The sequence below is a fragment of the Devosia sp. LjRoot3 genome, from assembly GCF_964252865.1.
Lineage (GTDB): Bacteria > Pseudomonadota > Alphaproteobacteria > Rhizobiales > Devosiaceae > Devosia.
This window is the reverse complement of sequence record NZ_CAXUPK020000001.1, coordinates 63718-89263: the sequence shown is the minus strand read 5'-3', so window position 1 is coordinate 89263 and position 25546 is coordinate 63718. Positions and strand designations below refer to the sequence as shown.

The following is a 25546-nucleotide window of genomic DNA, read 5'->3' as shown; positions in this document are numbered from 1 at the left end:
GCCTAGCGCCCCATCAGCTCGTGCTGTTCGGTATTGGCCTTTTCCAACGCTTCGACCAGGTTGGCCTCTTCGTTGAAGTAGCGCGCCCGTTCGGTGAAATTGGGTTTGGTGATGCCGGTCGAGCGGTGCTTGCCGAGCAGCATGCCATTGGCATCTTCGCCCATGATGTCATAGACGAAGACATCTTGGGTGACGATGACATCACCCTCCATGCCCAGCACTTCAGAAATGTGGGTGATGCGACGCGAGCCATCGCGCAAGCGCGCGGCCTGCACGATGACGTCGATGGAAGAGACGATCATTTCGCGGATGGTGCGGCTCGGCAGGGAATAGCCGCCCATGGTGATCATGGATTCAAGACGGGACAGGGCTTCGCGCGGACTATTGGCGTGCAGCGTACCCATGGAGCCGTCGTGGCCCGTGTTCATGGCCTGGAGAAGGTCGAAACTCTCCGGGCCGCGGACTTCGCCGACGATGATGCGCTCGGGACGCATACGCAGACAGTTCTTGATGAGATCGCGCATGGTGATCTCGCCTTCGCCTTCAAGGTTCGGCGGGCGGGTTTCAAGACGCACCACATGCGGCTGCTGGAGTTGGAGTTCGGCAGAGTCTTCGCAGGTGATGACGCGCTCGTCCTTCTCGATGAAGGCGGTGAGGCAGTTGAGCAGTGTCGTCTTGCCCGAGCCGGTACCGCCCGAGATCAGCACATTGGCGCGGACGCGGCCGAGAATGCGCAGCACTTCGGCGCCTTCGGGCGAAATGGAACCGTATTTGACCAGCTGCGCGAGGGTCAGCTTGTCCTTCTTGAACTTACGGATGGTGAGCGCAGCGCCATCGATGGCGAGCGGCGGGGCGATGACGTTGACGCGCGAACCGTCGGGAAGGCGGGCGTCGCAGATGGGCGAACCTTCATCGACGCGGCGGCCGACCTGGGACACGATGCGCTGGCAGACGTTCATCAGGTGCGCGTCGTCGCGGAAACGCACATTGGTCAGACGCACCTTGCCGCCAACTTCGATGTAGCACTTCTGGCTGCCGTTCACCATGATATCGGCGATGTCGTCGCGGGCCAGCAGCGGCTCGAGCGGACCATACCCGAGGACGTCGTTGCAGATGTCCTCGAGCAGGTCTTCCTGCTCGGAAATCGACATGACGATCGACTTGAGCGCGATGATTTCCCCGACGATGTCGCGGATTTCCTCGCGCGCCGACTGCTGCTCCATCGTCGCCAACTGGCTGAGATCGATGGAGTCGATCAGGGCGTTAAAAATGGCCGACTTGGTCTGGAAATATTCTTTGTCGCGCTGCGCATCGACGGGATTGCGCACATCGAGCACTTCGTCGGTGGTGCGCTGGCGCGCGGCCATACCGTCACCGTCGGAGGCCCGACGCTGAACCGGTTGCACTTGTGCGGGCTCGGGCCGGGCCGGGCTCGGAATCGGTCGCGCGACTTCGCCCACGCCTGGCGTATTGCCGCCGAATGTCGTCCGCTTACCAAACATGCTCGCCTCGTTCGTCTTCCTTGCTTGCCTCTAGAAGCGGATCACGCCCGCTTCTTGAGGAAGGACGGCAGTTTCATCAGTCCCGCCGATTTGCCTGTGCCATGCGCCGGCTGGCGTCCGGTCACCTGCATGCCGATATTGCGGTAGACCTCGTTGACCTTGTTGTTGGCCGAAACCTCCGCAACCATCTGCCCGTTATTGGCTGCCGTGCCAAAGAGCGCGGCGTCAAAGCCGATCTGGCCGATGAGATTGCACTCCACCGACGAGGCGAATTCGGCCGCGCCGATTTCGGGTCGCCGGGCAATGCCCTGCCGATTGATCACGAGGCTCGGGGCCTTTTCCGTCGGGCGCAGGGCCTTGATCGTGTCCGCCAGGTTCTTGGCATTGCGCAGATTGGCGAGGTCGGGTTCGGCCACGATCACCACCTCATCGATGGTCGAAAGCGTGTGCCGCACCCAGGCATTCCAGGCATGCGGAATGTCGAGGATGATCACCGGCACCGATTTCTGGCAGATCTCGACGATCTGCTCGAATTCGCGCTCTTCAAAATCCCAGGTCCGATCCAGCATGGCTGGAGCCGTGAGGAGATTGATGTGGTTGGCCGCCTTGCTCATCAGGCGATCGAGCATGGTCTGGTCGACCTTCTGATTGGCCAGAAGTGCATCGGCCACGCCGTGCGGCGGGTCCTGATTGAAATTGAGACCAGCCGTACCGAAGGCAAGGTCCATATCGATGATCAGGCAATCCTGGCGCAGAACCGTGGCGATGGCCCAGGCGACATTGTGGGCGACCGTCGAGCCCCCTGCCCCGCCCTTGGCGGAGACAAAACCGATGGTCCGGCCGATGGGCGCGGCGCCTTCGCCGGCAAAAAGCTCGGTAATGGCGGTGACGATGATCTGCGCCGTGGACGGCAGCACGATATATTCGGAAATGCCCGAGCGGATCAGTTCTCGATAGAGCAGCACGTCATTGACGTGGCCGAGCACGATGACGCGTGTCGTCGCGTCGCAAACCTCGGCGAGGCGCTGCAGCGCTCCCGGGATTTCCTCGGGCGGCAGCGCAGTCTCGACGATAATGAGGTTGGGCGTCGGGTTGGTCTTGTAGGTTTCGACCGCGCCATCGATGCCGCCATTATGCGTTGTCAGCGCCACCTTGGACATGCGGCGATCATGGACCGCGCTTTCGACAAGCTGTGCGGTTTGGGAATGCTCGCAAAAGGCCTGGATGGTGACGCGCGGCACGAGGCGCGCGCCGGGCGCAATCTCCGCGGCCGGTTCTTCCTGCTTTGCCGGTTCATCCGAGGTCAGGAAACTCTTCATTGCACTACTCCTTGCACCATCGAACGCTCAGTCGAGCACGAAGCCGACAGACCCGCTGAACCCGCCACGCATGCCGCCGCTGCCGGCCACGCCATATTGGTTTTCGAGCTTGCCGAGAAAGATCGCTTCTGCGTCGCTTGCCGGGGTCGAATAGTCTGTCGGCACGGCGATGCTGCCGGCGGGGACGGGATTGACGAGATAGGGCGTGACGAGAATGACCAGTTCGGTCTCTTCGGTCTGGAAGTCACGCGACCGGAAGAGAGCACCAAGGATCGGAATATCGCCGAGCCCGGGGAACTGGTTGATCTGCTGGGAGGAGCGCTCCTGCAGCAGACCACCGATCGCCAATGTCATACCGCTCGGGACTTCGACCGAGGTGTTGGCCTGGCGCTTGGTGATCGAAAGATCGGCCTGCGGTTCGGACACGGAGGTATCGACCGTCAGGGCGATTGCGCCGTTCGATTTTACGACCGGCGTGAAGGCGAGCTCGACGCCATAGGGCTTGAACAGCACCGTCCGGGTTTTGCTGCCGTCGTCGTCTTCGTCATAGGTATAGTAGGGCAATTCGCCGCCGGCGAGGAACTTGGCCGCTTGGCCCGAGATCGCCGTAAGGGTCGGCTGAGCGAGGACGCGCAGCGCGCCGCGCCCCTCAAGCGCGCGGATGGCGGCGCTCACCTGGTTGCCATTGGCACCGAAAGAAGCATCGATACCGTCTGTGGGGAAGGCGTCGGTAAGCAGGCCATTGGCAAAGCTCAACAGGTTCGTGGTGCCGACATTGACGATGGCGCCAAAATTGATGCCGAACTGCTTGGCAATATCGCGTTTCACTTCCGAGACCGTGACCTGCAGCATGACCTGCTGCGCGCCTGCCACGTCGAGAATGTTGGCGACGTTTTCCGGAGAACCGGCAAATTGAACAGCGACCTGCCCGGCCCGGTCCTTGTCGTCCGAAGACAGAACCGTGCCGGTCAGCACCACACGATTGGTCGAGTCCCCGATCGTGACCGATTCAACCGCAATCCTGGAGCCCGGAATAACGCGTGCCAGCGCTTCTTCAAGAGCATTGCCGACCTGGGAAGGCTCCTTGATAACGCGCAGATCCAACACCTGGATGGTGCGACCGGCGTCGTCGATGAAGAAGATATTGGTATTGCCGCCGCCGATGCCCTGCACGATGGCGCGAGTGCGGGTGCGCATGATGGCCGCGGCGACGCTCGGCTGGGAAACCACGACTTCGGCCACCCCAGCGGGCAAGTCGATGATGATCGACTTGTTGAGCTCGATATCGAGATTGCGCTGAGCGCCATAGGCGGTCGAGGCCACCGTGATCTGTGACTGGGCATAGACTGGCAGGGCCAAACCGAGTGTAGACAACGATAGCGTGCCAGCAAGGGCCAGCAAGCGGAGGGGGTGAAGTGCGGTCTGCATCATTGTTGTCATTCTGCTCTCCCGCCTATTGCGGCATCAGCTGCGGTTCGACCGCTTCGACCTGAATTTCAGTTTCGTCTTCGGAGTAGCCCTCGTCGGAGACAAACTCCCCGACCGGCGAGAACTCGCCGCCGGGTGCAGCTTGGGCCACCGCGCCGGCCATGACGCTTTGCTCCTTACCGAAGCGAATGACGCGAACGGCCTGACTGGTGCTGGCGGGACGCTGCGCATCTGCGCCCTTGCCGAAATCGGTGATGGAACGAAGCGTCAGGCTCAGCTGACCCCGCATCGAAGCGTTGATCAGCGTTTCTGCCTGTCCCGGCGTCAGTTCGAGCGTTGCCACGGTGCTCTTGTCGAAGGTTTCCGGTGTCGGGCTATCGTTTTCTGCTTTTTCGTCGCCGCCGCTGACGCCCATTTCGCCAAGGCGCTTGCCGATGGCGAGGACGCGCACATTGGACAGCACCACTTCGGACTGCTGGCCCGTTGGGGTCGAAGTTGTCAATACGACGTCAACATGGTCGTTAGGCACGACGAAACCGCCGGCACTCGACACGGCGTTAACGCCGACCGCCACACCACGCATGCCGGAGGCCAGCACGGCCGAGAGGTAGCCTTGGTCGGATCGTACCAGCTTTTGTTCGCGGATCGGTTCGCCGGGGAAAAACTCGAAGCGGGCAACAGCGCCTGTGAGTTCGGCAGGCGCGTCGGGCATGGCCGAGACGGTGACATATTCCGGGCGCACGGCGCCTTCGGGCCAATCCTGCCATTCCAGCGTATCGGGCTTGAGCCGTTCGCCCATGCCGATCGGTGCCTTGGCGACCAGAACCTGCGTCTTCTGCTCTTGTACGACCTGCGTAACGACTTCCGTGGACGGCGCCGGCGTCCGCGTACGCACAACCAGAAACGCGGCAAGTCCGCCTGCGACCAAGGCCACTACCACCAGGATTATGCGTGCTGGTCTCATGACCCACTCCGGTTACACCGGGCGCTCGCGCCCAATTCCACGGGTGAACTATGAAAGCAAAGGGTCAAGGTTTGGTTAATCGAGCACTAAGGCTTGCGGTTAACGGATTATGAATACTTGCGATTTGCGATGCGCGGACAAAAAAGAAGGCCCCGGCGACCAACGCCGGAGCCTCGATATTTCGCCGAAAGACGGATCAGGCCGCGAGGCGCTCGAAAATAGCCGAGTTCGAATAGACCGTGATGCCGGCGACGGCCAGAGCAATGCCATAGGGAATGCCGGAACGCTTGTTGTGCAGTCGCGCGACCCAACCGAAGCGGGCAAGGACGGGATTGAGCGGTATGCCGCGTGCGACCAGGATCAGGATGGTCAGCACACCGCCGAACAGAGCCGCATAGGCGAGGTAAGGCAATGTCATGCCAAAGCCCAGCCAAAGCGTCGTCGCCGCAGCGAGCTTGGCGTCGCCGCCGCCGATAAGGCGCAACGCGAACAGGCCAAAGGCGACTGCCAGCACGATAAGCGCGCAGAGCACGTGCATTGCGAATTGCTGCAACGGCAGATTGATCGCTATGGCGACAATGAAGAAGCCGACCGTGAGGAGCAGGACCAACTTGTTGGAAATGCGCATGGTGAAGAGATCCGACGAAGCGGCGATCGCCATGGCAACGGGGAAGAAGAAGAGGGCAATGGTGCTCATGATGGAATCATCCTTCGTCCGGCATGGGGGTGCCTTCCAGCGCAGGCACAATGTAGCTCCGAATTTCCTCGTAAATTTCGGTCATGCTGCCGTTGAGGGCACCAATCGCACCGATAATCACGATGGAAAGCAGGGAGCCGATAAGGGCGTACTCAATTGCCGTTGCCCCACCTTCGTCAGCGGCGAAGCGCTTCAACTTTGTCAGCGCAATTTTCATCATGGCCACCTAGGCTATCCGGGCCAAATATTAGGGAGCAATTGTTAAGCAATAGAAAAAAGAAGGCCCCCATTGGGGGCCTTCCTTATCGTTGTGAGATAGCGGTGCTATCGGCGATCGACCTTACGGGGTCGGGGCCGCCGGCGTATTGGATGCCTCGGCGCAAGCCGTGGCGTCGCCCAAACAGTCACTGATTTCACCGAACACGCTGGTGAGCGAACCACCCAGTGCGGCAACCGCACCGATGATCACGACGGAGATAAGAGCGGCGATAAGGCCGTATTCGATTGCAGTGGCGCCGGATTCGTCCTGCGCGAAACGTGCGAAAATGTTCATGTCCCAGGCTCCTTTTTTACACGTCCTCGAGTGACGCCTCACGGCCAGTCACACAGCGAAGATGGGCTCAGACTAGCCAGCACTGATTGCGAATGCGTTAATCGAAGTATTTCCGACCACCCGATTTCTTCTAAAAAAATCTATGCTTTTCAATGAATTAACGAGATCGATTGCATTCTAACCAACGCCGTCACTCCACACCTCGTCCGGCGTTATTTCGAATTGCCACTCAACAACTTGAGTGCACTTTGCTTTATTCTTATCCACATCAACCCCCCTCGTTTGCCAAGTGTTTACCATTCCGCGCGATCCTTGGATTCGAGTTTCCGTGCGGGTGGGTTCAATGTTTCGCCTTTCTTTCCTTACAGGCCTTGGCCTCGTCCTTCTCGGCGCCGTCACGGCAGTGGCCCAGGACAATGCCCCCATCGATGTGAAGGTAAACATGGCTCGCGTGCTGCGCATCAGCGCCCCCGCTGCCACTGTGATCGTCGGAAATCCGGGCATTGCCGATGTCACCATCCAGGATCCGCAGACCCTGATCCTGACGGGCAAGAGCTATGGCCAGACCAATCTCATCGTGCTCGACAGCCTTGGCGAACCCATTGCCGACACGCTTATCGAGGTCGTTCAGATGCAGGCTGGCGTAACGACGGTCTATCAGGGGCAAATGCGGACCACGCTTGCCTGCGCGCCCGTCTGCCAGCCGACTGTCATGATGGGCGATGACAATGGCTTCACCAGCCAGGCGCTAGCATCGTCGCAACTGGTTCAGTCGGCCACCAATTAAAGCAAGGTTTGCTTAACCAGCCGCTGCATTTGTATCGGCATACTAACGAAGCCTTAGCGTTGAAACGTCAAGTTCCCAGGCCATAAGGAAGGCAACCAGCTTTCCCCGGACAGGAACGAGGCATGTCACGTTGGCGGCTCAAATCCCTGGCGCGCGATACGCGCGGGGCGACGATGATCGAATTTGCCATTCTGGCGCCGATCTTCTTTGCCATTCTGACGGCCATCCTCGAAACCTCCCTGCAGTTTTTTGCCGCCCAGGTGATGGAAAGCAGCGTCTATGACGCCAGCCGCAGCATTCGCGTCGGTCAGGCCCAGCAGGATCGCTGGACAGTTGACACCTACAAGAAAACCGTTTGCGACCGGCTTTATGGCCTGTTCGGCGATTGTGCCGACATGCATGTCACCGTGCGACAGATCGACGATTTCCAATCGGCCGACTATTCCATCCCGCTCGACCTTACCTGCGAAAAAGATTGCGACTGGACGGATCCGGAAGTCTGGACCCCCGGCGGGTCATCGAGTGTGGTCCTTGTGCAGGTTCACTACCGCTACCCTTCCCTCCTGCAGTTCCCCTATACTCCCAACAGGCTTCCGGATGGACGGGCGCTCCTGAGCGCTGCCACCGTTTTCCGAAACGAGCCCTTCTGATGCGCCCGGCTGGAAAAGGTTTCCTCGACACAGTGCGAGCATTTTTGCGACGGGAGACTGGCGTAGCGGCAGTTGAATTCGCGCTGGTGGTGCCACTCATGCTCAGCGTCTATCTCGGCTGTACGGAGGCGGCCGCCCTGCTGACCGCCGATCGCAAGGTGCAATCTGTAGCTGGTGCACTGGGCGACCTCGTCGCCCGCGCCAACAAGACACTTCCTCGGGCCCAGTTGGACGACTATTTCGATGCTGCGGCCAGCATCATGGCGCCCTATGACGCGTCAAAGCTCGTTCAAACGGTAACGGCCGTTTCCGTTTCCGATGAAGGTGAAGCCACGATTGCCTGGTCGGCCCACTTCGAAAACAACGTGCTGTCGATCGAGGTGCCCGACGCTTCCGAAGACGCGCCGTATGCCCTGCCTGAAGAAATGATCGCCATCGCCACTGGTCAGACCGTGATCGCCGCGGAAACGCGCTATAGCTACCGCCCTCTCCTGGGCGTAGTCTTCAAGAACGAGCTCGACCTGCATCGCTCAGCTCTGTTCATGCCGCGCTTTGGCGGCACCATTACGGTGAACTAGCGCACCCCGCCAAAGCTTGCCGCCCTGCCACGGCCGTGCCACAAGCGAAGCTCCTTCCTCCGACCCCATCACGAGCATGAACGACACCATCATCCCTGTCTTCGACCTGGGCGGCGTTTTCGTCGACTGGAACCCGATGTACCTGTTCCGCAAGCTTTTCGAGAGCGAAGAGGACGCGCTCTGGTTCCACCAGAACATTTGCACCGGCGACTGGAACCTCGAATTCGACGCCGGCGAAATCTATGCCGAAGGCGTTGCCAAGCTGATTACGCGCTTCCCGAAGTACTGGCGCGAAATCCAGGCTTTTGACCTACGCTGGAAAGAAACGCTCGGCGATTTCATCCACGGTACGGTGGACATCCACAACGAATTGATCGAGCAGGATATTCCGACCTTTGCCATTACCAACTTCTCCTGGGAGAAGTGGGTGAGCTGCCTCGGCGAATGGCCCTTCCTCGAAAAATTCGATGGCGTCATCGTTTCGGGTCTTGAGGGCCTGGTAAAACCTGATCCGCGCATCTATCGCGTCTTCTGCGAACGCTACGGCTTTGCGCCCGATAGCTGTGTCTTCATCGATGACAACGAGCCCAATATCGTTGCCGCCCGCAAGTTCGGCATGCATGGCATCCACTTCAAGGAGCCGGCACAGCTGCGCGCCGAACTGATTGCCCTCGGCTTGCCGCTCAAGGCAAAATGAAAAAAGAACCCCGGAGCGATCCGGGGTTTTTCATTTGGGACTGCGGAGCGGCTACTGAAAACGGCCGCCCTTCTGGATGACTTCGATCTTGTAGCCATCTGGGTCCGTGGCAAAGAAGAAGCGCGCCACCGGCACATTGCCGTTCTTGAAATCCACGATCTTGCCGACGGTAAAACCCTCGGCGGCGAAGCGGTCATACTCGGCCTGGAGGTTGTCGACGACAACCGCGAGGTGCCCATAGCCATCGCCGAGATTGTAGGGCTCGGTACGGCCATGATTGATGGTCAGTTCAAGCTCGAAGCCATCGAGCTCCTGGGCCAGATAGACCAGCGTAAAGTCGGCAAATTCGATGCGATTGACGATTTCGAGCCCGAAGGCGCGGCGATAGAAGTCAACGGAGCGGTCTTCATCGATGACGCGGATCATCGAATGGGCGAGCTTGGCCATATTTTGATCTCTTGGTTTGTGCTGGGCGAGCAACGAGAGAGCCCCGCGCCTTTCGTGCGCGAGGACTGCTACTTGGTGCCGTACATGCGATCGCCGGCATCGCCGAGACCGGGAATGATGTAGCCCTTCTCGTTGAGATGGCTGTCGATCGATGCGGTGTAGATGGGCACATCGGGATGCGCGGCCGAGAAGTTCTTGATGCCTTCGGGCGCCGCCAGGAGGCACAGGAAGCGGATATTGTTGGCGCCGCGCTCCTTGAGTTTTTCCATCGCTGCCGTCGCCGAATTGCCGGTTGCCAGCATGGGGTCGACCACGATGATCAGGCGGTCTTCGAGATTGGACGGCGCCTTGAAATAGTATTCGACTGGCTCAAGCGTCTCGTGGTCGCGATAGATGCCGATATGGGCGACGCGCGCCGCGGGAACGAGGTCGAGCATGCCATCGAGGAGACCATTGCCGGCGCGCAGGATCGAGGCGAAGACCAGCTTCTTGCCCTTGATCGCCGGCGAGTCCATCGCCGACATCGGCGTCTCGATCGGGATCATTTCCAGTTCCAGATCGCGCGTGACTTCGTAGCACATCAGGTGAGCGATTTCGCGCAAGAGCCGCCGGAAGCCGGCGATGGAGGTCTCCTTGTTGCGCATGATCGTCAGCTTGTGCTGGATCAGCGGGTGATCGATGACCGTGACATTGCCAACCATCTTGCTCATATCGACCACCTTTGTTTTTTTCGCCGCGTTTCCGAACCGCAAAACCGGCTGCCACTTTTGCTGGAAACGCTCAATTACAGGAAAGATTTGCCGTGGCGGCCGGGCGCAAGGCCCAGCCAGGCGGCTATGCTTTCGCCAATATCTGCGAAGGTTGGGCGAATGCCAATCTCCCCCTTGGGCAGGGCTGGGGAAAAGACCAGGATCGGCACCTGTTCGCGGGTATGATCGGTGCCCGGCCAGGTTGGATCATTGCCGTGATCGGCTGTCAGGATGAGAAGATCGTCATGACGCATTTTTGCGATGAGTTCGGGCAGGCGGGAATCGAATAGTTCCAGTGCGGCGGCATAGCCGGGCACGTCGCGGCGATGACCATATTCGGAGTCGAAATCGACGAAATTGGTCATGATGAAGGCGCGGTCGGCAGCCATTTCCATGGCTTCGAGCGTCTTGTCGAAGAGCTGCGGGATGCCCGTGCCTTTCAGCTTATGGGTCACGCCAGAGCCAGCGTAAATGTCCGAAATTTTGCCAATTGCGTAGACCTGATTGCCAGCCGCTTCGTTGCGATCGAGCAGGGTCGGTTCGGGCGGAGAAATTGCAAAATCACGGCGATTGCCGGTGCGCTTGAAGGTTTCTGGGGTTTCGCCGACGAAGGGGCGGGCGATGACGCGGCCGATATTGAGCGGCGCTGTCAGTTCGAAGGCGATCTTGCAGATCTCGTAGAGGCGCTCGAGCCCAAAATGGCTTTCATGCGCGGCGATCTGGAAGACAGAGTCGATGGATGTGTAGCAGATCGGCTTGCCGGTGCGGATGTGCTCTTCGCCCAGTTCGGCGATAACAGTCGTGCCGGAGGCGTGCTTGTCGCCCAAAATGCCCGGCAGATTGGCGCGGCGTATGAACTCTTCGATGAGCTCGGGCGGAAAGGTTGGCTCCGTCTGCGGAAAGTAGCCCCAGTCGAAGGGTACCGGCACACCAGCAATCTCCCAATGGCCCGAGGGCGTATCCTTGCCTTTGGAAACTTCGCGACCAACACCGAAACGGCCGCCCTTGGGCGAGTCGGAAAGGCCGGGTGGCAGAACGCCGGTCGATAGTTTGATGGCAGCCCCAAGGCCCATCGCATCCATATTCGGAACATGGAGCGGACCGGAGCGCAGGCCCGGGCTATCGGCCTTGCCGGCCGCTGCCCATTCGGCGATGTGGCCGGCAGTGTTGGAGCCGACATCGCCATAGGCGGCAGCATCGGGCGCACCGCCGATACCGACGCTGTCGAGAAGGCAGACAATGGCGCGGGGCATGGCGTTACTCCGTGGGGGCGATGCGGTCGGCGATCAGGGGGAAGTTCGGTGCGGTGCCACCAAAGCGATAGGCGGCGCGAACGCGGTTCTCGGCGTCGATTGCCGAAGCCTCGTCACGGGCGTGGATGCGGGCGATTGGTGTCTGGCTGTCTACCTTGGCGCCAAGGCCGAGGAGGCGATCGAAACCGACACGATGATCGATCCTGTCGGTCGGCGTCGCGCGGCCACCGCCAAGCGCGACAACCGCCATGCCGACCCCGCGCGTGTCGATTTCAGCCACGGTCCCCTGCCCCTCTGCAAAGACATCGCGGACGATCGGCGCGGGGCTGAGATAGCCATCCATGCGCTCGGCGAAATCGAAGGGTCCGCCGAGGACCGTTACCATCTTGGAAAATTGTTCGAGCGCCTGGCCGCTATCGAGGGCTTTTTCGACCTTGGTCCGTGCCGCCTCGATATCTCCAGCCATCCCGGTCATCAGGACAATTTCGGCGCAGAGGGCGAGCGTCACTTCCTTGAGGCGGCCATCCTGGTGGGCGCCGGTCAGGAAATCGACGGCATTGCGGATTTCGAGGCCATTGCCGGCCGCGCTGGCGAGGGGCTCGTTCATGTCGGTGATCAGGGCGCCAGTTTTGAGACCGGCACCATTGGCGACGCTGACGAGGCTTTTGGCCAGATCGCGTGACGCCTCAAGCGTCGGCATGAAGGCGCCGGAACCGGTTTTTACGTCGAGGATCAGCGCGCCGAGGCCGGCTGCGAGCTTTTTCGACAGGATCGAGGCGGTGATCAACGAAATGGATTCCACCGTGCCGGTGACGTCCCGGATGGCGTAGAGCGTCTTGTCGGCCGGAGCGAGGTCGGCGGTCTGACCGATAATGGCGCAGCGGGCCTCTCTTACCGCGGCGCGGAACAGCGCATTGTCCGGCTGGGTCTGGTAGCCGGGGATGGAATCGAACTTGTCGAGCGTGCCGCCTGTGTGGCCGAGGCCACGGCCGGAAATCATCGGGACGTAGATGCCGACGGCAGCGAGGATCGGCGCGAGCATAAGGCTGACATTGTCGCCGACGCCGCCGGTTGAATGCTTGTCGGCCACCGGGCCATCGAGATCGGACCAATCGAGCACGGTGCCGCTATCGCGCATGGCGAGGGTGAGCACCACGCGCTCGTCCATGCTCATGTCCTGGAAATAGACCGCCATGGCGAAGGCGGCGGCCTGTGCGTGGGACACGGTGCCTTCGGCAAAGCCGGCGATGAAGCGGGCGATATCTTCCTTGGGAAGCTTTTCGCCATTGCGCTTCCTGAGGATCACTTCCTGGGGGAGAAAGACCATTTTTCCGGCCCTTTGCGATTTGCGCGCTTGTTGCTCCACCCCTCCCCACCGCCTAACGCGGGACAGGTGTTGCTTCGAGTTTCAGCTCGTTTTGTCTACAGGGCTCCGGCCGGCACGCTCGCTATCCGAGACGTACCGGCCGATTGAACGGATTAGGCCCCGTAGGGAATCCAGACGTTCTTCACCTGCGTTGCCTTGCCGAGGAAATAGTCCCCGGCAAAACGTGGATCAGCGAGGTCGTAGTAGAGACCGCGGCTGGTCCAGGTTTGCTTGAGATTGCCGACCGAGGCCTTTTCGACCATGGCGGAGCCGTCGGCGGGACCAGCAAACCAGAGCCCATCGACGCCGTCATGCTCGGCCAAGGTCTTAGCAAGACTGACGCTTTCACCGGTGACGATATTGACGACGCCCGAGGGCATGTCGGAGGTTTCGAGCACTTGGTAGAAATCGGTCATCGAGAGCGGCGAGCGGTCTGAGGGGACCAGCACCACTGTATTGCCCATGGCGAGGGCCGGGGCGATGAGGGCCACGGAGCCGAGCAGCGGGCGCGAGGGCGGCGCGACGACGCCAATGACGCCAAGCGGTTCGACCATGGCGGCGGCGACGGCGCGCATGGGCGGATTGTGGACGGCGCCGTCATATTTGTCGGCCCAGCCGGCAAAGGCGAAGAGGCGTTCGACGGATTGGGCAACTTCCTTTTGGCCGTCTTCGCCGGTCTGCGCCTTGATGCGGGCGGCGAATTCGTCGCGGCGGTAGTCGAGGTTTTCGGCAAGGAAATAAAGCACTTGCGCGCGGGAGTGGGCCGCGCTCGTACCCCAACCGAGCGCGGCGCGGGCGGCTTCGACGGCGTTGCGGATATCCTTGCGGTTGCCGTCGCCGACTTCGCCGATGAGATCGCCCTTGGCGCCATGGACCGGGCGATTGTAGCCGCTATCCGGACGCGCCTGCTTGCCGCCGATATACATCTTGGCGGTCTGGTCGAGATGGCCGGCGTCGAGCGGGTTCGCGGCCTTGGCCGGGACGGATTTGGCTAGGGGAGCGGGCTTAAGTTCCTTTTCCCATTTGGGTTTCAGGTAGGCGCCCATGCCTTCGCGGCCACCTTCGCGACCATAGCCGGATTCCTTATAGCCGCCGAAGCCGACGGCGGCATCGAACTGGTTGGTGCCGTTGATCCAGATGACGCCGGCTTTCAGTTTTGGCGCGATATCGAGGGCGAGGTTGATGTTCTCACTCCAGAGCGTCGCGGCGAGGCCATAGCGGGTGTTGTTGGCAAGGGCCACCGCTTCTTCGGGCGTGCGGAAGCTCATGGCAACCAGAACGGGGCCAAAAATCTCTTCTGCAACAAGGGTGTTAGCGGGAGAGACGTTGGTGACGAGAGCGGGTTTCAGGAAGCAGCCATTGGCGGGAACGGCGCCATCGGGCTCGTAGACTACGGCGCCTTCGGCAACGCCGCGTTTCATCAGGTCGCGGATGCGCTCGACCTGCACCGGAGCGACCAGCGCGCCGATATCGACTGATTTATCAAGGGGATCGCCAACGCGGAGATTGGCCATGCGCTTCTTCACCTTGGCGATGAAGCGCTCTTCGATCGACTCCTGCACGAGGAGGCGCGAGCCGGCGCAGCAGACTTGGCCCTGGTTGAACCAGATGGCTTCCACCAGGCCTTCAACGGCGCTGTCGAGATCGGCGTCTTCGAAGACGATGTAAGGGGACTTGCCGCCCAGTTCGAGCGAGAGACCCTTGCCCGATCCGGCCGTGGCTGCACGGATAATCTTGCCGACTTCGGTCGAGCCGGTGAAAGCGATTTTGTCGACGTCAGAATGGTTTACCAGCGCCGCGCCCGTATCGCCTTCGCCCGTAACGATGTTGACGACGCCCTTGGGGAGGCCGACGCGTTCGCAGATTTCAGCGAAAAGCAGCGCGGTTAGCGAGGTGAACTCGGCGGGTTTCAGGACCACGGTATTGCCGGCGGCGAGAGCCGGGGCGATCTTCCAGGCCAGCATCAACAACGGGAAATTCCAGGGGATGATCTGGCCGCAGACGCCATAGGGGACGTGGTCGGGGAATTCGCGTTCGAGGTGCGTGGCCCAGCCGGCGTGGTGGTAAAAATGCCGTGCTACCAAGGGGATATCGGCGTCGCGGCTTTCGCGGATCGGTTTGCCGTTGTCCATGGTTTCGAGCACAGCGAAGAGACGGCTGTGCTTCTGGATCATGCGGGCGATGGAATAGAGAAATTTCCCGCGTTCATAACCACTTAACCCACTCCAGAGCGGGAAGGCAGCACGCGCGGCTTTGACGGCGGTATCGACGTCGGCGGAGGTGCCGTCGGTGATTTCGGCGAGTTTTTCGCCATTGGCCGGGTTGGTCGAGGCAAAGGTCTTGCCGGGCTCGGTCCAGGCGCCGTTGATGAAGTGGCCGAACTTGCGATTTTGGCTGTCGAGCCAAGCATTTGCCTGGTCCGGCGTTTCGGGAGCCGGGCCGTATTCGAGGGTTTCGAAAATTTGCGCGATCTTGTTCATCATGTCATCTCAATCATCTGGCCCGACCGGTCTATCTTGGTCCAGCCTGCCTCGATTTCTCTGGCGAAGGTCTTAGAATAGCCTCGGGGAAGGACGTGCGTGCGGATGAAATCCCGGTCGCGGAAGGTCGAATTTATCACCGTATCGATCGTCGATTGTGCAGTAGCCTGGTCGATGTAGGCGAGCCGCCCAACCCAACTGTTGAAGGCTATGTTCATCTTCACGAAGTACCAGTACATCTTGCGCGCGTCGGCCTCGCTAAGCTCCCCATGAGGATGCCCCGCAATCTCGATCGATAGTATCTCAGGGTTGGTCAGCGCCAGTTCGTTGGCGTGCTGCCATTCCGTCTGAACCTGGCTCGTTGCCTCAAAAGCCTCGCGCTTTTTTGTATAGGCGTAGACGACATAGGCAAGAACCACGGTGGCTATGGCGCCAACGATCTCCATGACATCGGATATGGTTGAAATCCAACCTGTCTGTTCCAAAACACACCTCCGGGTCACACCATCGGCTGACGGTAGTCTGCAGCGTAGTGGCCGGTTAACCCGTGCTCTAGCTGGCGCTCTATATCGGTTAGCAGACTGCTAGCACCGAAGCGGAACAAATGAGGATTGAGGTAACGCGTGCCCAGCTCCTCCTTCATCAGCGCCATGTACTTTAGCGCGTCGCCCGCCGTGGCGATGCCGCCGGCTGGTTTGTAGCCGATTTCGATGCCGGTCTCTTCGCCGAACCAGCGGATCATGCGGATCATGGTCAGTGAGGTCACGAGATTGGCGTTGACCTTTTCCTTGCCGGTCGAGGTCTTGATGAAATCGGCGCCAGCCAACATGCAGACGAGCGAAGCTTTGGCGATGTTGGTCTGGGTGGCGAGTTCGCCGGTGCCGAGGATGGTCTTGATGTGGGCGTCGCCGCAGGCTTTGCGGAAGGCTCTTACTTGATCGTAAAGCGCTTGCCAGTCGCCGCGAAGGACCATGCCGCGCTCAATGACGATGTCGATTTCCTGGGCGCCGTCTTTTACGGAGGCTTCGATCTCGGCGATCTTGGTTTCGACGGGGGCGAGGCCATGCGGGAAGGCGGTCGAGACGGCAGCGACCGGGATGCCGGTGCCTTCGAGGGCATCAACGGCGGTTTTGACGAAGGTGTGGTAGACGCAGACGGCGCCGGGGAGGATACGGAGGTCCTGCACACCAAGCTTTTCGACGATGTCACTGCGCAGGGGATTGCGGGCCTTGGCGCAGAGGCGTTCGACGCGGCCGACGGTGTCGTCGGCATTGAGGGTGGTCAGGTCGATCAGGGTGATGGCTTTGAGGAGCCAGGCGAGCTGGTAGTCCTTCTTGACCGTGCGGCGGGCGCCGATGGAGCCGGCGCGGCGCTCGAGGGCCGAGCGGTTCATGCGGACGCGTTCGACCCAATCGAGGTCGAGCGGATAGCCGGGATTGCGCTTGTGCGCGGGCTCGTGGCTCTGGGTGCTGTCGACGACTTTGAGACTCATAGCTCCTCCACCAGGGCGGGGATCAGCTTTTGCAGCTTTGCCGCCCCTTGCACCGCCATGGTTTTGGTATGTTCATGGCTGATGTTTTCGCTCGAAAGACCTGCGCCCATATTGGTGATGGACGAGCAGGCCCAAACCTTTAGTCCAAGGAACCGCCCGACGATCACTTCCGGGACGGTAGACATGCCGACGGCGTTGGCGCCGAGGCGAATGGCCATCTGGATTTCGGCCGGCGTTTCGAAACTCGGGCCCGAGTACCAGAAGTATACGCCTTCTCCGAGCGCAATGCCCAGACGCTCCGCAGCGGCCTTCGCCTTGGCGCGGTAGTCGGGGTTGTAGCAGTCGACCATGTTGACAAAACGACGGTCGGTCGGCTCGCCGATCAGAGGATTGAGGCCGTTGTAATTGATGTGGTCCGAGATCAGCATCAGGTCGCCGGGGGCGAAGCGCTGGTCGAGCGAACCGGCCGAATTGGTCAGCAGCAGCGTTTGCGCGCCAAGCTCGGCCATGGTTTCGAGCGCCGGGCGCATGGCGGCGGGATTGCCATGCTCATAATAGTGCTCGCGGCCGGTGAGGATGGCGATGCGCTTGCCGCCCATGATGCCGAGGACGAGATCGCGGCCATGGCCGGAAACGCCCGCACCGGGAAAATCCTTCAGCTCGGAATAGGGAATGGTCACCTTGTCTTCGAGCGTATCGGCGATGGCGGAGAGGCCCGAGCCGAGGACGAGCGCTGCGGCGATGGGTTCCTTGCCGGCGATCTTCTGGATGGTTTTGGCGGCTTTGGTCATGGGGTGATTTCCGAAGCAATCGTGATTGCCGACATCCCCTCCCAGCCTCCCCCATCAAGGGGGAGGTGCAGGGACAGTGGTTGGGACTGGATTGTGCCAGGAACTGGATGCGGCACCTCCCCCCTTGTGGGGGAGGATGGGAGGGGGGTGTCCGTCATTTGCCTAAAAACTCCGGACCGAAACTGTGGGGCAGCAATTGCCCAAGCGTCTGCACCAGCGGCTCGCCATCGACGCCGTGGGAGATGACTTCCACGTCGAGATCGGCGAATTCGCGGATGCGCTGGCGGCAGCCGCCGCAGGGGGTGACGGGAGAGAGGCCAGGACCGGTGACGTAGATGCGCTTGATGCGTTTGGCGCCGCCGGCGATCATCGCGGCGATGGCCGAGGTTTCGGCGCAGTTGCCCTGCGGGTAGGCGGCGTTTTCGATATTGCAGCCGGAATAGATCTTTCCGTCATCGGCGAGGATGGCGGCGCCGACGTGGAATTTGGAATAGGGCGCATAGGCTTTTGCGCGAATGGCTTCGGCGGCCGCGAACAGCGCCTCGTCGGTGTCTGTGATTGCCATAACTCTTACGTCCGATAGACCTTCATACAAAACCACCTGATGTCATCCCGGCCCTGAGCCGGGATCCATCTTGAGATCTCAGGATGGGCCCCGGCCTTCGCCGGGGTGACAATCGTGGGTGGGGCGGGTGAAGTGCCCCATATGGTGCGAAGGAACTAGCGCTCCTTCGTGTACGGAATGCCCGAGGCCTTTGGCGCCACGGCGCGGCCGATGAAGCCGGCGAGCAGGATGACCGTCAGGATATAGGGCAGAGCCTGGATGGCCTGGACCGGGACTTCGCCGATGATGGGGAAGACCTGGCCCTGGATACGGAACTGGACCGCATCGAGGAAGCCGAACATCAGACAGACCAGCAAAGCCGGACCCGGGCGCCACTTGGCAAAGATCAGCGCGGCTAGCGCGATATAGCCACGGCCGGCGGACATGTTGTTGTTGAAGCCAGCCGACTGGGCGATCGACAGATAGGCGCCGCCGATGCCGACGAGGACGGCGGTGATGATCAGGGCCTGATAGCGCAGGCGCGTCACCGAAATGCCGGCGGTGTCGATGGCCTTGGGATTTTCGCCGACGGCGCGCAGGCGGAGGCCGAAGCGGGTGCGGAACAGGACCCAGGCCGTCACCGGCACGGCGATGAAGGCGACATAGGTGATGATATTGTGGCCCGAAATCAGCTCGTAATAGATCTGGCCGAGGATCGGGACTTCGCGCAGCTGCTCGGCAAAGGGCAGCGTGATGGGGTTGAAACGCTGGTCGCCGGAAAGCTGGGGCGTGTAGCCGCCGCGCTTGAACCAGGACTGGCCGAGGAAGGTCGTCAGGCCAGCGGCGAGGAAGTTGAGCGCCACGCCGGAAATGGTCTGATTGCCTTTGAAATTTATCGAGGCAAGGCCATGAATGCCCGAGAACATCAGGGCTGCGCCGATGCCGGCGAGTAGGCCGAGCCAGGCTGAACCGGTGACGGCGGAAGTGGCGGCGGCGGCAAAGGCGCCAGCCAAGAGCTTGCCTTCAAGACCGATATCGACGATGCCGGCGCGCTCGGAATAGAGACCAGCGAGACAGGCAAGGATCAGCGGCACCGCCAGGCGGACGGTGGAGTCGAGGATCAGGGTGATGTCGACGAAATACTGTTCCATCACTTGGCTCCCGTCGGCGCGTCAGACCGGACAAGCAACCGCGCCAAGGGCGCGCGCAGCATGTCGCCCATGGCGCCGGTAAAGAGGATGACGAGGGCCTGAATGGTGACGATCATTTCGCGGGTAATGCCCGGCATCTGGAAGGCCAGTTCCTGCCCGCCTTGGTAAAGGATGCCGAAGAGCAAGGCCGAGAGGCCGACGCCGACCGGGTGGCCACGACCCATGAAGGCCACGGCGATACCGACGAAACCAGCACCATTGACGAAGTTGAGAATGAGACGGCCCTGGACGCCGCCGACATTGTTGACCGCGACCATGGCGGCGAGGACGCCGGACATGGCCATGACGATCATGATCATCTTCTGGTTGGAAATGCCGGCATAATTGGCGGCCACCGGATTCTTACCCAGGGCGCGCACGGCATAGCCAAACTTGGTGCGCCAGATCAGCCAGTAGATGAAAACCAGCGCGGCAATTGCCAGGAAGAACGTCAGGTTGACCGGCGAATTCTTGAAGAGCTCGATGAAGGTGCGAAGCTGCGGCACGCGGGTAATGGCTTCGAGCGGGGCGCTTTCGTCGGAATTGACGCCTTCGGGTTTCAGGACGCGCGAGATGAGAAAGCCCATCATCGAGGCGGCGATGAAATTGAAGAGAATGGTGGTGATGACGACGTGACTGCCGCGCTTGGCTTGCAGATAGCCGGGAACGAAGGCCCAGAGCGCGCCGAAAGCGCCGCCGCAGATGATCATCAGCGGGAAGACGATGGCCCAATGCGTGCCATTGAGCGCCAGGCCAATGAGGATGACGCCGAGACCGCCGACATAGGCCTGGCCCTCGGGGCCGATATTGAAGAGGCCCGCGTGATAGGCCAGCGACACGGCAAGCCCGGCAAAGATGAAGTCGGTCGTATAGTAGAGCGTGTAACCGAAGCCCGAACCATAGCCGAAGGCACCATAGAGCATGATGCCCACGGCCTGCAGCGGGTTCTGGCCGACGGCGAGAACGATGAGGCCGCCGACGATGAAGGCCAGCACGACATTGAGCAGTGGCAGGAGGACGACGTCGGCCCAGCGAGGCAATGCGGTCATCAGTTGGTTTCCTTGCCCGAAGAAGCGTGCGAGCCGGTCATGAGCAGCCCAAGTTCGGTTTCGTCTGCCGTCGCCGGGTCGGCTTCGCCCACGATGTGGCCGTCGAAAATCACGAGGATACGATCGGCGAGCGAGCGGATTTCATCCAGTTCCACCGAGACGAGCAGGATGGCCTTGCCGGCATCGCGCATCTTGATGATCTGGTTGTGGATGAATTCGATGGCGCCGATATCGACGCCGCGCGTCGGCTGGCCGACGATGAGCACGTCGGGATTGCGCTCCATTTCGCGCGCCAAGACGATCTTTTGCTGATTGCCGCCGGAGAAATTGGCTGTCTTCAGGTCCAGATTGGGCGGGCGGATGTCGAATTTCTTGATGTATTCCTCGGCGGTCGCGCGGGCCTTGGCGATATCGAGGCCGGGGCCGGTGCCGTAGGAATGCTGATAGCCGAGGATGGAGTTTTCCCACTCGGAGAAGGTGGTCACCAAACCCATGCGGAGGCGGTCTTCGGGCACGTGGGCGAGACCGGCGGCGCGGGCGCGGGCGGCGCCATCATCGCCTTCAAGGCTCAGCACTTCGCCATTGAGGCGGATGGTGCCCAGGAGCTGGTCGCGCATGCCGGCGATGGATTCGAGGAGTTCGGATTGGCCATTGCCGGCCACGCCGGCAATGCCGACGATTTCGCCGGCGCGGACCTGGAAGCTCACACCCTTGACGCGGGGCACCTTGAAATCGTCGGTGACGACGAGGTTTTCGACATCGAGCAGCACCTTGCCGGGGCTGGCGGGGCCTTTTTCGACGCGCAGGAGCACGCGGCGGCCGACCATGAGTTCGGCCAATGCGCCGGGCGAAGTGTCCTTGGTGGTCAGGGTTTTCACCATGGCACCCTGGCGCATGACCGAGACTTCATCGGTGATGGCCATGATTTCACGCAGCTTGTGCGTGATCAGGATGATGGTTTTGCCTTCGTCGCGCAGTTTGCCAAGGATGCGGAAGAGGTGATCTGCCTCGTCGGGCGTCAAGACGCCGGTGGGCTCGTCGAGAATGAGGGTTTCGGCGCCGCGATAGAGCGCTTTCAGAATTTCGACGCGCTGCTGCTGGCCGACTGAGAGGTTCTCGATGATGGCGTCGGGATCGACTTCGAGGCCGTAATCTCGCGCAAGAGCCTTGAGCTGAGTGCGCGCCTTGGAGAGCGTGGGGGCAAGCAGGGCAGAATCCTCTGCGCCGAGCACCACGTTTTCAAGCACGGTGAAATTATCGACCAGCATGAAGTGCTGGTGGACCATGCCGATGCCGAGGGCGAGGGCGTGGCGGGAATCGGTGATGTGCTGCACCGCGCCATTGACGCGGATTTCGCCGCTGTCGGCGGTGTAGAAGCCGTAAAGGATCGACATCAGGGTCGATTTGCCGGCGCCGTTTTCGCCGACAATGCCATGCACCGTGCCGCGGCGCACCGCGAGGTGGATGTCACGATTGGCGTGGACCGGGCCGAAATGCTTGTTGATGCCGACAAGCTCGATAGCGAGCGGGGCAGCAGCGGTCCCTTCGGACCGCTGCGCATTTGCCGGGTGAAGACTTGTCATGGGCTAAGTCCTCCCCTTCTTCGTTCGTTTAGAGAGACGGGCACGCCTTGTCGGTGCGGAAATCGTGCACGGTCACAGCGCCCGAGATGATGTCGGCAGTGGCCTTTTCGACCGCGGCCTTCATGTCTGCAGTGATGAGCGAAGCATTGTTGTCGTCGAAGGCAGCGCCAACGCCATCTTCAGCCAGACCCAGAACGATCACGCCGGGAGCCCAGGTGCCATCGGCAACGCCCTTCATGGCGTTGTAGGTGGCAACGTCAACGCGCTTGAGCATCGAGGTCAGGACCGAGCCGGGGTGCAGGTGGTTCTGGTTGCTATCAACGCCGATCGAGAACTTGCCGGCGTCAGCGGCAGCCTGGAGCACACCGGCGCCGGCGCCACCGGCAACCTGGAACACCACGTCGACGCCCTGATCGAGCTGCGACTTGGCGACTTCAGTGGCCTTGCCGGGGTCGTTGAAGGCTTCAAAGCCGGTGCCGACATAGGTTTCGAGCACTTCGATATCCGGGTTTACGGACTTGGCGCCCTGGGCATAGCCGCAGGCAAAGGCTTCGAGGAGGTCGAAGTTGAAGGCCGGAACGACGCCGATCTTGCCCGACTGCGATTGCATGGCAGCCAGGATACCGACGAGGTAGGAGCCCTCGTGTTCCTTGAAGACGACGGACTGGACGTTGGGCAGGTCAACGACGGTGTCGATGATGGTGAACTTGGTATCGGGGAATTCCGGAGCCACGACCTTCAGAGCGGTTTCCCACGAGAAGCCGGGCAGCACGATCGGGTTGTTGCCGCGCGAAGCGAACTGGCGGATGGCCTGCTCGCGCATGGCGTCGCCCGAGATTTCGAGATCCTGATAGGCGCCGCCTTCGGACTTGAAGAGCTCGGCGCCGGTATAGGCGGCTTCGTTGAAGGATTTGTCGAATTTGCCACCGCCGTCATAGACGAGAGCGGCGTCAGCGAAGGCTGCACCAGCCATCAGTGCGCTCAGAGCAACGCCGCCGGCAATAGCCTTGGTGAGGATCGAGAATTTCATTGATTAGTCTCCCTGTCTCGCAGCGGACGCAAGAAATGCACCCTCGTTTATCCGCATGCGCTGAAGGGCGATAAAATCGTGCAATCACGCCCTTCGCAAGGGGGACGATGTCAAATTTTTCCGATTGGTCAAAAATTGGCGTTAATTTGCTCGCCCGCCCGCTTACCAGCGGGCGAGAATGGCCGCGAACAGGGCGCCCAGATCGACATCGGCATAGAGCACGGCAAGGATGGCGGCGAAGGCGATGAGGTAGAGGGCGAGACTGTCGCGGGATGAGCTGGACATGTGCGATTTGAGACAAATTGTAATGAAGGACAACCTGTCTCTACATCGGATGCAGCGGCGGGATTAAGGCCGGTTCGGGGCGGATTGGGATAGGGTTAACCGATTATGAAGGCTGCAGGTTTTCGCGCGGCAAGGGCACGACCTCGACGCCCGCGGCACTGCCGAAGCGCTCGAAAAAACCGTCGATGATGCGCTGGGCGGAATTGCCGATAATGGCCTTGCCCATTTTCATGATCTGGCCCGAGGCACCGCCATTGGCGGTGAAGGTGAGGATGGTATCGGAGCCTTCATCAGCGAGCGATACGTCGGCGCTGCCTTCGGCGAGACCGAGCAAGCCACCCTTGCCGCGACCGGAGAGGGTGTAGCTGACGGCCGGGACGATATTGGAGAGGATCAGCTCGCCTTTGAAGGTGGGCTGCATGACGCCGAGATTGACCTTGATCTCGAGATCGAGCGTCTCAGCGCCGGACCAGGCGATGAGATGGCAGCCGGGAATGGCGGCTTTCAGCATTTCGGGATCGTTGAGCGCGTCCCAGATGCGGGCCCGCGGGGCACTCATTTTGTAGCGACCGCCGAACTCCATCAGATCTGCTCGGCGATGTCGCAGGACGACACGCTGGCGATGTCGCAAAGGCGGCATAATGCGCGGGCAAGACTGTTCTTATCCATGGTGACGAACCCTACTCTTTACGTGCGGCTTTTTCGCACCAATATGGACTAAATAGTTGCTGGGATGGGGGGATGCAATTGTCAGCGGAGCCCTCACGCGCAATCTAGGGCTAAGGCACAAGCCGGCCCGCGAGCCAAACTATGCCAGGGAGCAGATGATGACCGACCAAGTGACGACCGCCCCGCAGACCAGCGCGCCGGCCATTGCCGAAAAGCCGCTGCAGTACCTGGACAAGGCGGTCAACGCCATCCGCGACCTCGGCATCTGGCCCGAACAGCAGGGCGAGCAGCCGATCACTGGGCTTTTGAGCCAGATCACCGAATTGGACGAAACCCGCGTCATCCTGATCGGCCGCACGCTGAGCCAGGCGAGCGCCTTCAACGAAGTGGTGCGCGAGCAGGTTGCCGCCATGAAAATCGGCGAACGCTACGAAGACATCACCAAGGGCTTTGACTCGATCCGCGACGATGCCAAGGGCATGGTCGACCAACTCCAGGACAACAAGCTCGACATGATCGAGCGCGTTTCCAATGTGTGGATGAAGGTGAGCCGCGGCGATATCGCCACGCGCTTCAACAAGATCCGCGACACGTATCTGGAAGTGACCAAGGACACCAAGGACCAGATCGACCGCGAGCAGACGATTCTGGAAGCCTATCGCGATTTCCGCGGCGCGCTGAAGCAGTCCGAAGTGATGGCGCTTGAAGTGCTGCAGACGGCGGAAAAGCGCCTTGGCGACCAGAAGAACATCCTGCAGAAGGCAGCCGATGAACTGGCCGCCTATGCTGGCGATGTGCCGGCCGATCGCGCCCGTCTCGAAATGGCGCGCGACGAAAAGCTGCGCGACATGCAAAACGAGGAAAAGCGCTACCAGATCGCCAAGGACCTCTCGGACAACCTGACCATTTCCTACAATACCTCGGAAGTGGTGATGGCACGCCTGATGCAGACGACCAATGCCAAGGAACGCGTCTATCAGCAGTCGATCTCGTTCTTCTCGACCAATGAAACCGTTCTTACGGCCCTCTCAGCGTCCTTCACCGGCATGTTTGGCCTGCATGAATCGACCCAGACGCTGAATGCGATGAAGGAAGGCATGTCCAAGAGCCTGGAAACGCTCTCGGAGATCGGCGACAAGGTGCAGGAAGAGGCCGTCAAGGCCGGCTATGGCCCGACCGTGCGCGCCGATGCCGTCAAGAAGCTCGTCGACTCTGTCGTCAACTTCCAGGAAAAGAGCCGCACCATCATCAACGAGATGCGGGTTGCCTCGACCAAGAACTCGGCCGAAATCCGCGACGCGGTGGAAGACGGCAAGCGGCGCCTGGCGACACTCGCTGCCGAGGGCAATGCCCTGCTGCTCGAAACCAAGAACTGAACCTCTTCTCTTGCCCTCGTTTGGCAACGCTCTCCGACTGTCATCCCGGCGAAGGCCGGGATCCATC

Annotated in this window: 27 protein-coding genes; 5 read left to right on the top strand and 22 right to left on the bottom strand. The window is 60.9% G+C overall.

The annotated features are described in order from the left end of the window. Positions 1-2 precede the first annotated feature (2 nt). From ACSQ2A_RS00415 to ACSQ2A_RS00385, 7 genes are all read right to left on the bottom strand, one after another. Entirely contained in the window at positions 3-1502 is a 1500-nt protein-coding gene (locus ACSQ2A_RS00415) for a CpaF family protein (protein ID WP_436070638.1), read from the bottom strand. A gap of 41 nt (positions 1503-1543) precedes the next feature. After that, positions 1544-2821 carry an AAA family ATPase gene (locus tag ACSQ2A_RS00410; RefSeq protein ID WP_436070637.1) on the bottom strand — a complete coding sequence of 426 codons (1278 nt, stop codon included), beginning with the start codon at positions 2819-2821 and terminating at the stop codon, positions 1544-1546. A 27-nt stretch (positions 2822-2848) separates the two neighbouring features. Continuing rightward, entirely contained in the window at positions 2849-4261 is a 1413-nt protein-coding gene (locus ACSQ2A_RS00405; protein WP_436070636.1) for a type II and III secretion system protein family protein, read from the bottom strand. Between the two features lie 13 nt (positions 4262-4274). Further along, complete coding sequence (cpaB, locus tag ACSQ2A_RS00400) at positions 4275-5213, bottom strand: Flp pilus assembly protein CpaB (RefSeq protein ID WP_436070635.1); 939 nt, start codon at positions 5211-5213, stop codon at positions 4275-4277. 196 nt (positions 5214-5409) lie between these two features. Continuing rightward, entirely contained in the window at positions 5410-5910 is a 501-nt protein-coding gene (locus ACSQ2A_RS00395; protein WP_436070634.1) for an A24 family peptidase, read from the bottom strand. A gap of 7 nt (positions 5911-5917) precedes the next feature. Continuing rightward, complete coding sequence (locus ACSQ2A_RS00390) at positions 5918-6130, bottom strand: Flp family type IVb pilin (protein ID WP_436071612.1); 213 nt, start codon at positions 6128-6130, stop codon at positions 5918-5920. A 120-nt stretch (positions 6131-6250) separates the two neighbouring features. Continuing rightward, positions 6251-6463 carry a Flp family type IVb pilin gene (locus ACSQ2A_RS00385; protein WP_436070633.1) on the bottom strand — a complete coding sequence of 71 codons (213 nt, stop codon included), beginning with the start codon at positions 6461-6463 and terminating at the stop codon, positions 6251-6253. Between the two features lie 343 nt (positions 6464-6806). On the opposite strand from ACSQ2A_RS00385, the gene ACSQ2A_RS00380 reads away from it, so the two are divergent. The 4 genes from ACSQ2A_RS00380 to ACSQ2A_RS00365 all read left to right on the top strand — a co-directional run bounded on the left by ACSQ2A_RS00380 (position 6807) and on the right by ACSQ2A_RS00365 (position 9175). Next, the gene (locus tag ACSQ2A_RS00380) at positions 6807-7250 is read left to right on the top strand and encodes a pilus assembly protein N-terminal domain-containing protein (protein WP_436070632.1); all 444 of its coding nucleotides are present in this window, start codon (positions 6807-6809) and stop codon (positions 7248-7250) included. Positions 7251-7372: 122 nt separating this feature from the next. After that, positions 7373-7900, top strand: coding sequence for a TadE/TadG family type IV pilus assembly protein (locus ACSQ2A_RS00375; protein ID WP_436070631.1), 528 nt, complete (start codon positions 7373-7375; stop codon positions 7898-7900). 44 nt (positions 7901-7944) lie between these two features. Then, positions 7945-8478 carry a TadE/TadG family type IV pilus assembly protein gene (locus ACSQ2A_RS00370; protein ID WP_436070630.1) on the top strand — a complete coding sequence of 178 codons (534 nt, stop codon included), beginning with the start codon at positions 7945-7947 and terminating at the stop codon, positions 8476-8478. Between the two features lie 76 nt (positions 8479-8554). Beyond that, a complete protein-coding gene (locus ACSQ2A_RS00365; RefSeq protein WP_295416638.1) occupies positions 8555-9175 on the top strand; it encodes an HAD family hydrolase in 621 nt (206 codons plus the stop codon). Positions 9176-9226: 51 nt separating this feature from the next. Here ACSQ2A_RS00365 and ACSQ2A_RS00360 read toward each other — a convergent pair whose 3' ends face one another. The 15 genes from ACSQ2A_RS00360 to ACSQ2A_RS00290 all read right to left on the bottom strand — a co-directional run bounded on the left by ACSQ2A_RS00360 (position 9227) and on the right by ACSQ2A_RS00290 (position 23993). Next, the gene (locus ACSQ2A_RS00360) at positions 9227-9622 is read right to left on the bottom strand and encodes a VOC family protein (protein WP_436070629.1); all 396 of its coding nucleotides are present in this window, start codon (positions 9620-9622) and stop codon (positions 9227-9229) included. A gap of 68 nt (positions 9623-9690) precedes the next feature. Continuing rightward, positions 9691-10323, bottom strand: coding sequence for a uracil phosphoribosyltransferase (gene upp / locus ACSQ2A_RS00355; protein ID WP_295416907.1), 633 nt, complete (start codon positions 10321-10323; stop codon positions 9691-9693). 83 nt (positions 10324-10406) lie between these two features. Continuing rightward, positions 10407-11624, bottom strand: a complete 1218-nt coding sequence (locus tag ACSQ2A_RS00350) for a phosphopentomutase (RefSeq protein WP_436070628.1) — start codon at positions 11622-11624, stop codon at positions 10407-10409. A 4-nt stretch (positions 11625-11628) separates the two neighbouring features. Next, entirely contained in the window at positions 11629-12951 is a 1323-nt protein-coding gene (gene deoA / locus ACSQ2A_RS00345; protein WP_436070627.1) for a thymidine phosphorylase, read from the bottom strand. 152 nt (positions 12952-13103) lie between these two features. Further along, on the bottom strand, positions 13104-15470 hold the full coding sequence (locus ACSQ2A_RS00340) for an aldehyde dehydrogenase family protein (protein ID WP_436071611.1): 2367 nt from the start codon (positions 15468-15470) through the stop codon (positions 13104-13106). Beyond that, entirely contained in the window at positions 15470-15955 is a 486-nt protein-coding gene (locus tag ACSQ2A_RS00335; protein ID WP_436070626.1) for a hypothetical protein, read from the bottom strand. Before ACSQ2A_RS00335 ends, ACSQ2A_RS00340 begins: the two co-directional genes overlap by 1 nt. 14 nt (positions 15956-15969) lie before the next feature. Then, positions 15970-16962 carry a deoxyribose-phosphate aldolase gene (gene deoC, locus ACSQ2A_RS00330; protein WP_436070625.1) on the bottom strand — a complete coding sequence of 331 codons (993 nt, stop codon included), beginning with the start codon at positions 16960-16962 and terminating at the stop codon, positions 15970-15972. Further along, a complete protein-coding gene (locus tag ACSQ2A_RS00325) occupies positions 16959-17753 on the bottom strand; it encodes a purine-nucleoside phosphorylase (RefSeq protein WP_436070624.1) in 795 nt (264 codons plus the stop codon). Before ACSQ2A_RS00325 ends, deoC begins: the two co-directional genes overlap by 4 nt. A gap of 154 nt (positions 17754-17907) precedes the next feature. Then, entirely contained in the window at positions 17908-18312 is a 405-nt protein-coding gene (locus tag ACSQ2A_RS00320; RefSeq protein WP_436071610.1) for a cytidine deaminase, read from the bottom strand. Positions 18313-18473: 161 nt separating this feature from the next. Beyond that, the gene (locus ACSQ2A_RS00315; RefSeq protein ID WP_295416619.1) at positions 18474-19448 is read right to left on the bottom strand and encodes an ABC transporter permease; all 975 of its coding nucleotides are present in this window, start codon (positions 19446-19448) and stop codon (positions 18474-18476) included. After that, the gene (locus ACSQ2A_RS00310) at positions 19448-20536 is read right to left on the bottom strand and encodes an ABC transporter permease (RefSeq protein ID WP_295416617.1); all 1089 of its coding nucleotides are present in this window, start codon (positions 20534-20536) and stop codon (positions 19448-19450) included. Before ACSQ2A_RS00310 ends, ACSQ2A_RS00315 begins: the two co-directional genes overlap by 1 nt. Then, positions 20536-22119 carry an ABC transporter ATP-binding protein gene (locus ACSQ2A_RS00305; RefSeq protein WP_436070623.1) on the bottom strand — a complete coding sequence of 528 codons (1584 nt, stop codon included), beginning with the start codon at positions 22117-22119 and terminating at the stop codon, positions 20536-20538. The genes ACSQ2A_RS00310 and ACSQ2A_RS00305 overlap by 1 nt, the downstream gene beginning before the upstream one ends. 28 nt (positions 22120-22147) lie before the next feature. After that, entirely contained in the window at positions 22148-23149 is a 1002-nt protein-coding gene (locus tag ACSQ2A_RS00300) for a BMP family lipoprotein (protein WP_436070622.1), read from the bottom strand. Positions 23150-23311: 162 nt separating this feature from the next. Further along, positions 23312-23434 carry a hypothetical protein gene (locus ACSQ2A_RS00295; protein WP_436070621.1) on the bottom strand — a complete coding sequence of 41 codons (123 nt, stop codon included), beginning with the start codon at positions 23432-23434 and terminating at the stop codon, positions 23312-23314. A 103-nt stretch (positions 23435-23537) separates the two neighbouring features. Further along, positions 23538-23993 carry a CoxG family protein gene (locus tag ACSQ2A_RS00290; RefSeq protein WP_436070620.1) on the bottom strand — a complete coding sequence of 152 codons (456 nt, stop codon included), beginning with the start codon at positions 23991-23993 and terminating at the stop codon, positions 23538-23540. A 268-nt stretch (positions 23994-24261) separates the two neighbouring features. Here ACSQ2A_RS00290 and ACSQ2A_RS00285 point away from each other — a divergent pair, with 268 nt between their 5' ends. Next, positions 24262-25479: a cell surface protein gene (locus ACSQ2A_RS00285; protein WP_436070619.1), complete on the top strand. Its 1218-nt coding sequence runs from the start codon at positions 24262-24264 to the stop codon at positions 25477-25479. The last annotated feature ends 67 nt before the right edge of the window (positions 25480-25546 follow it).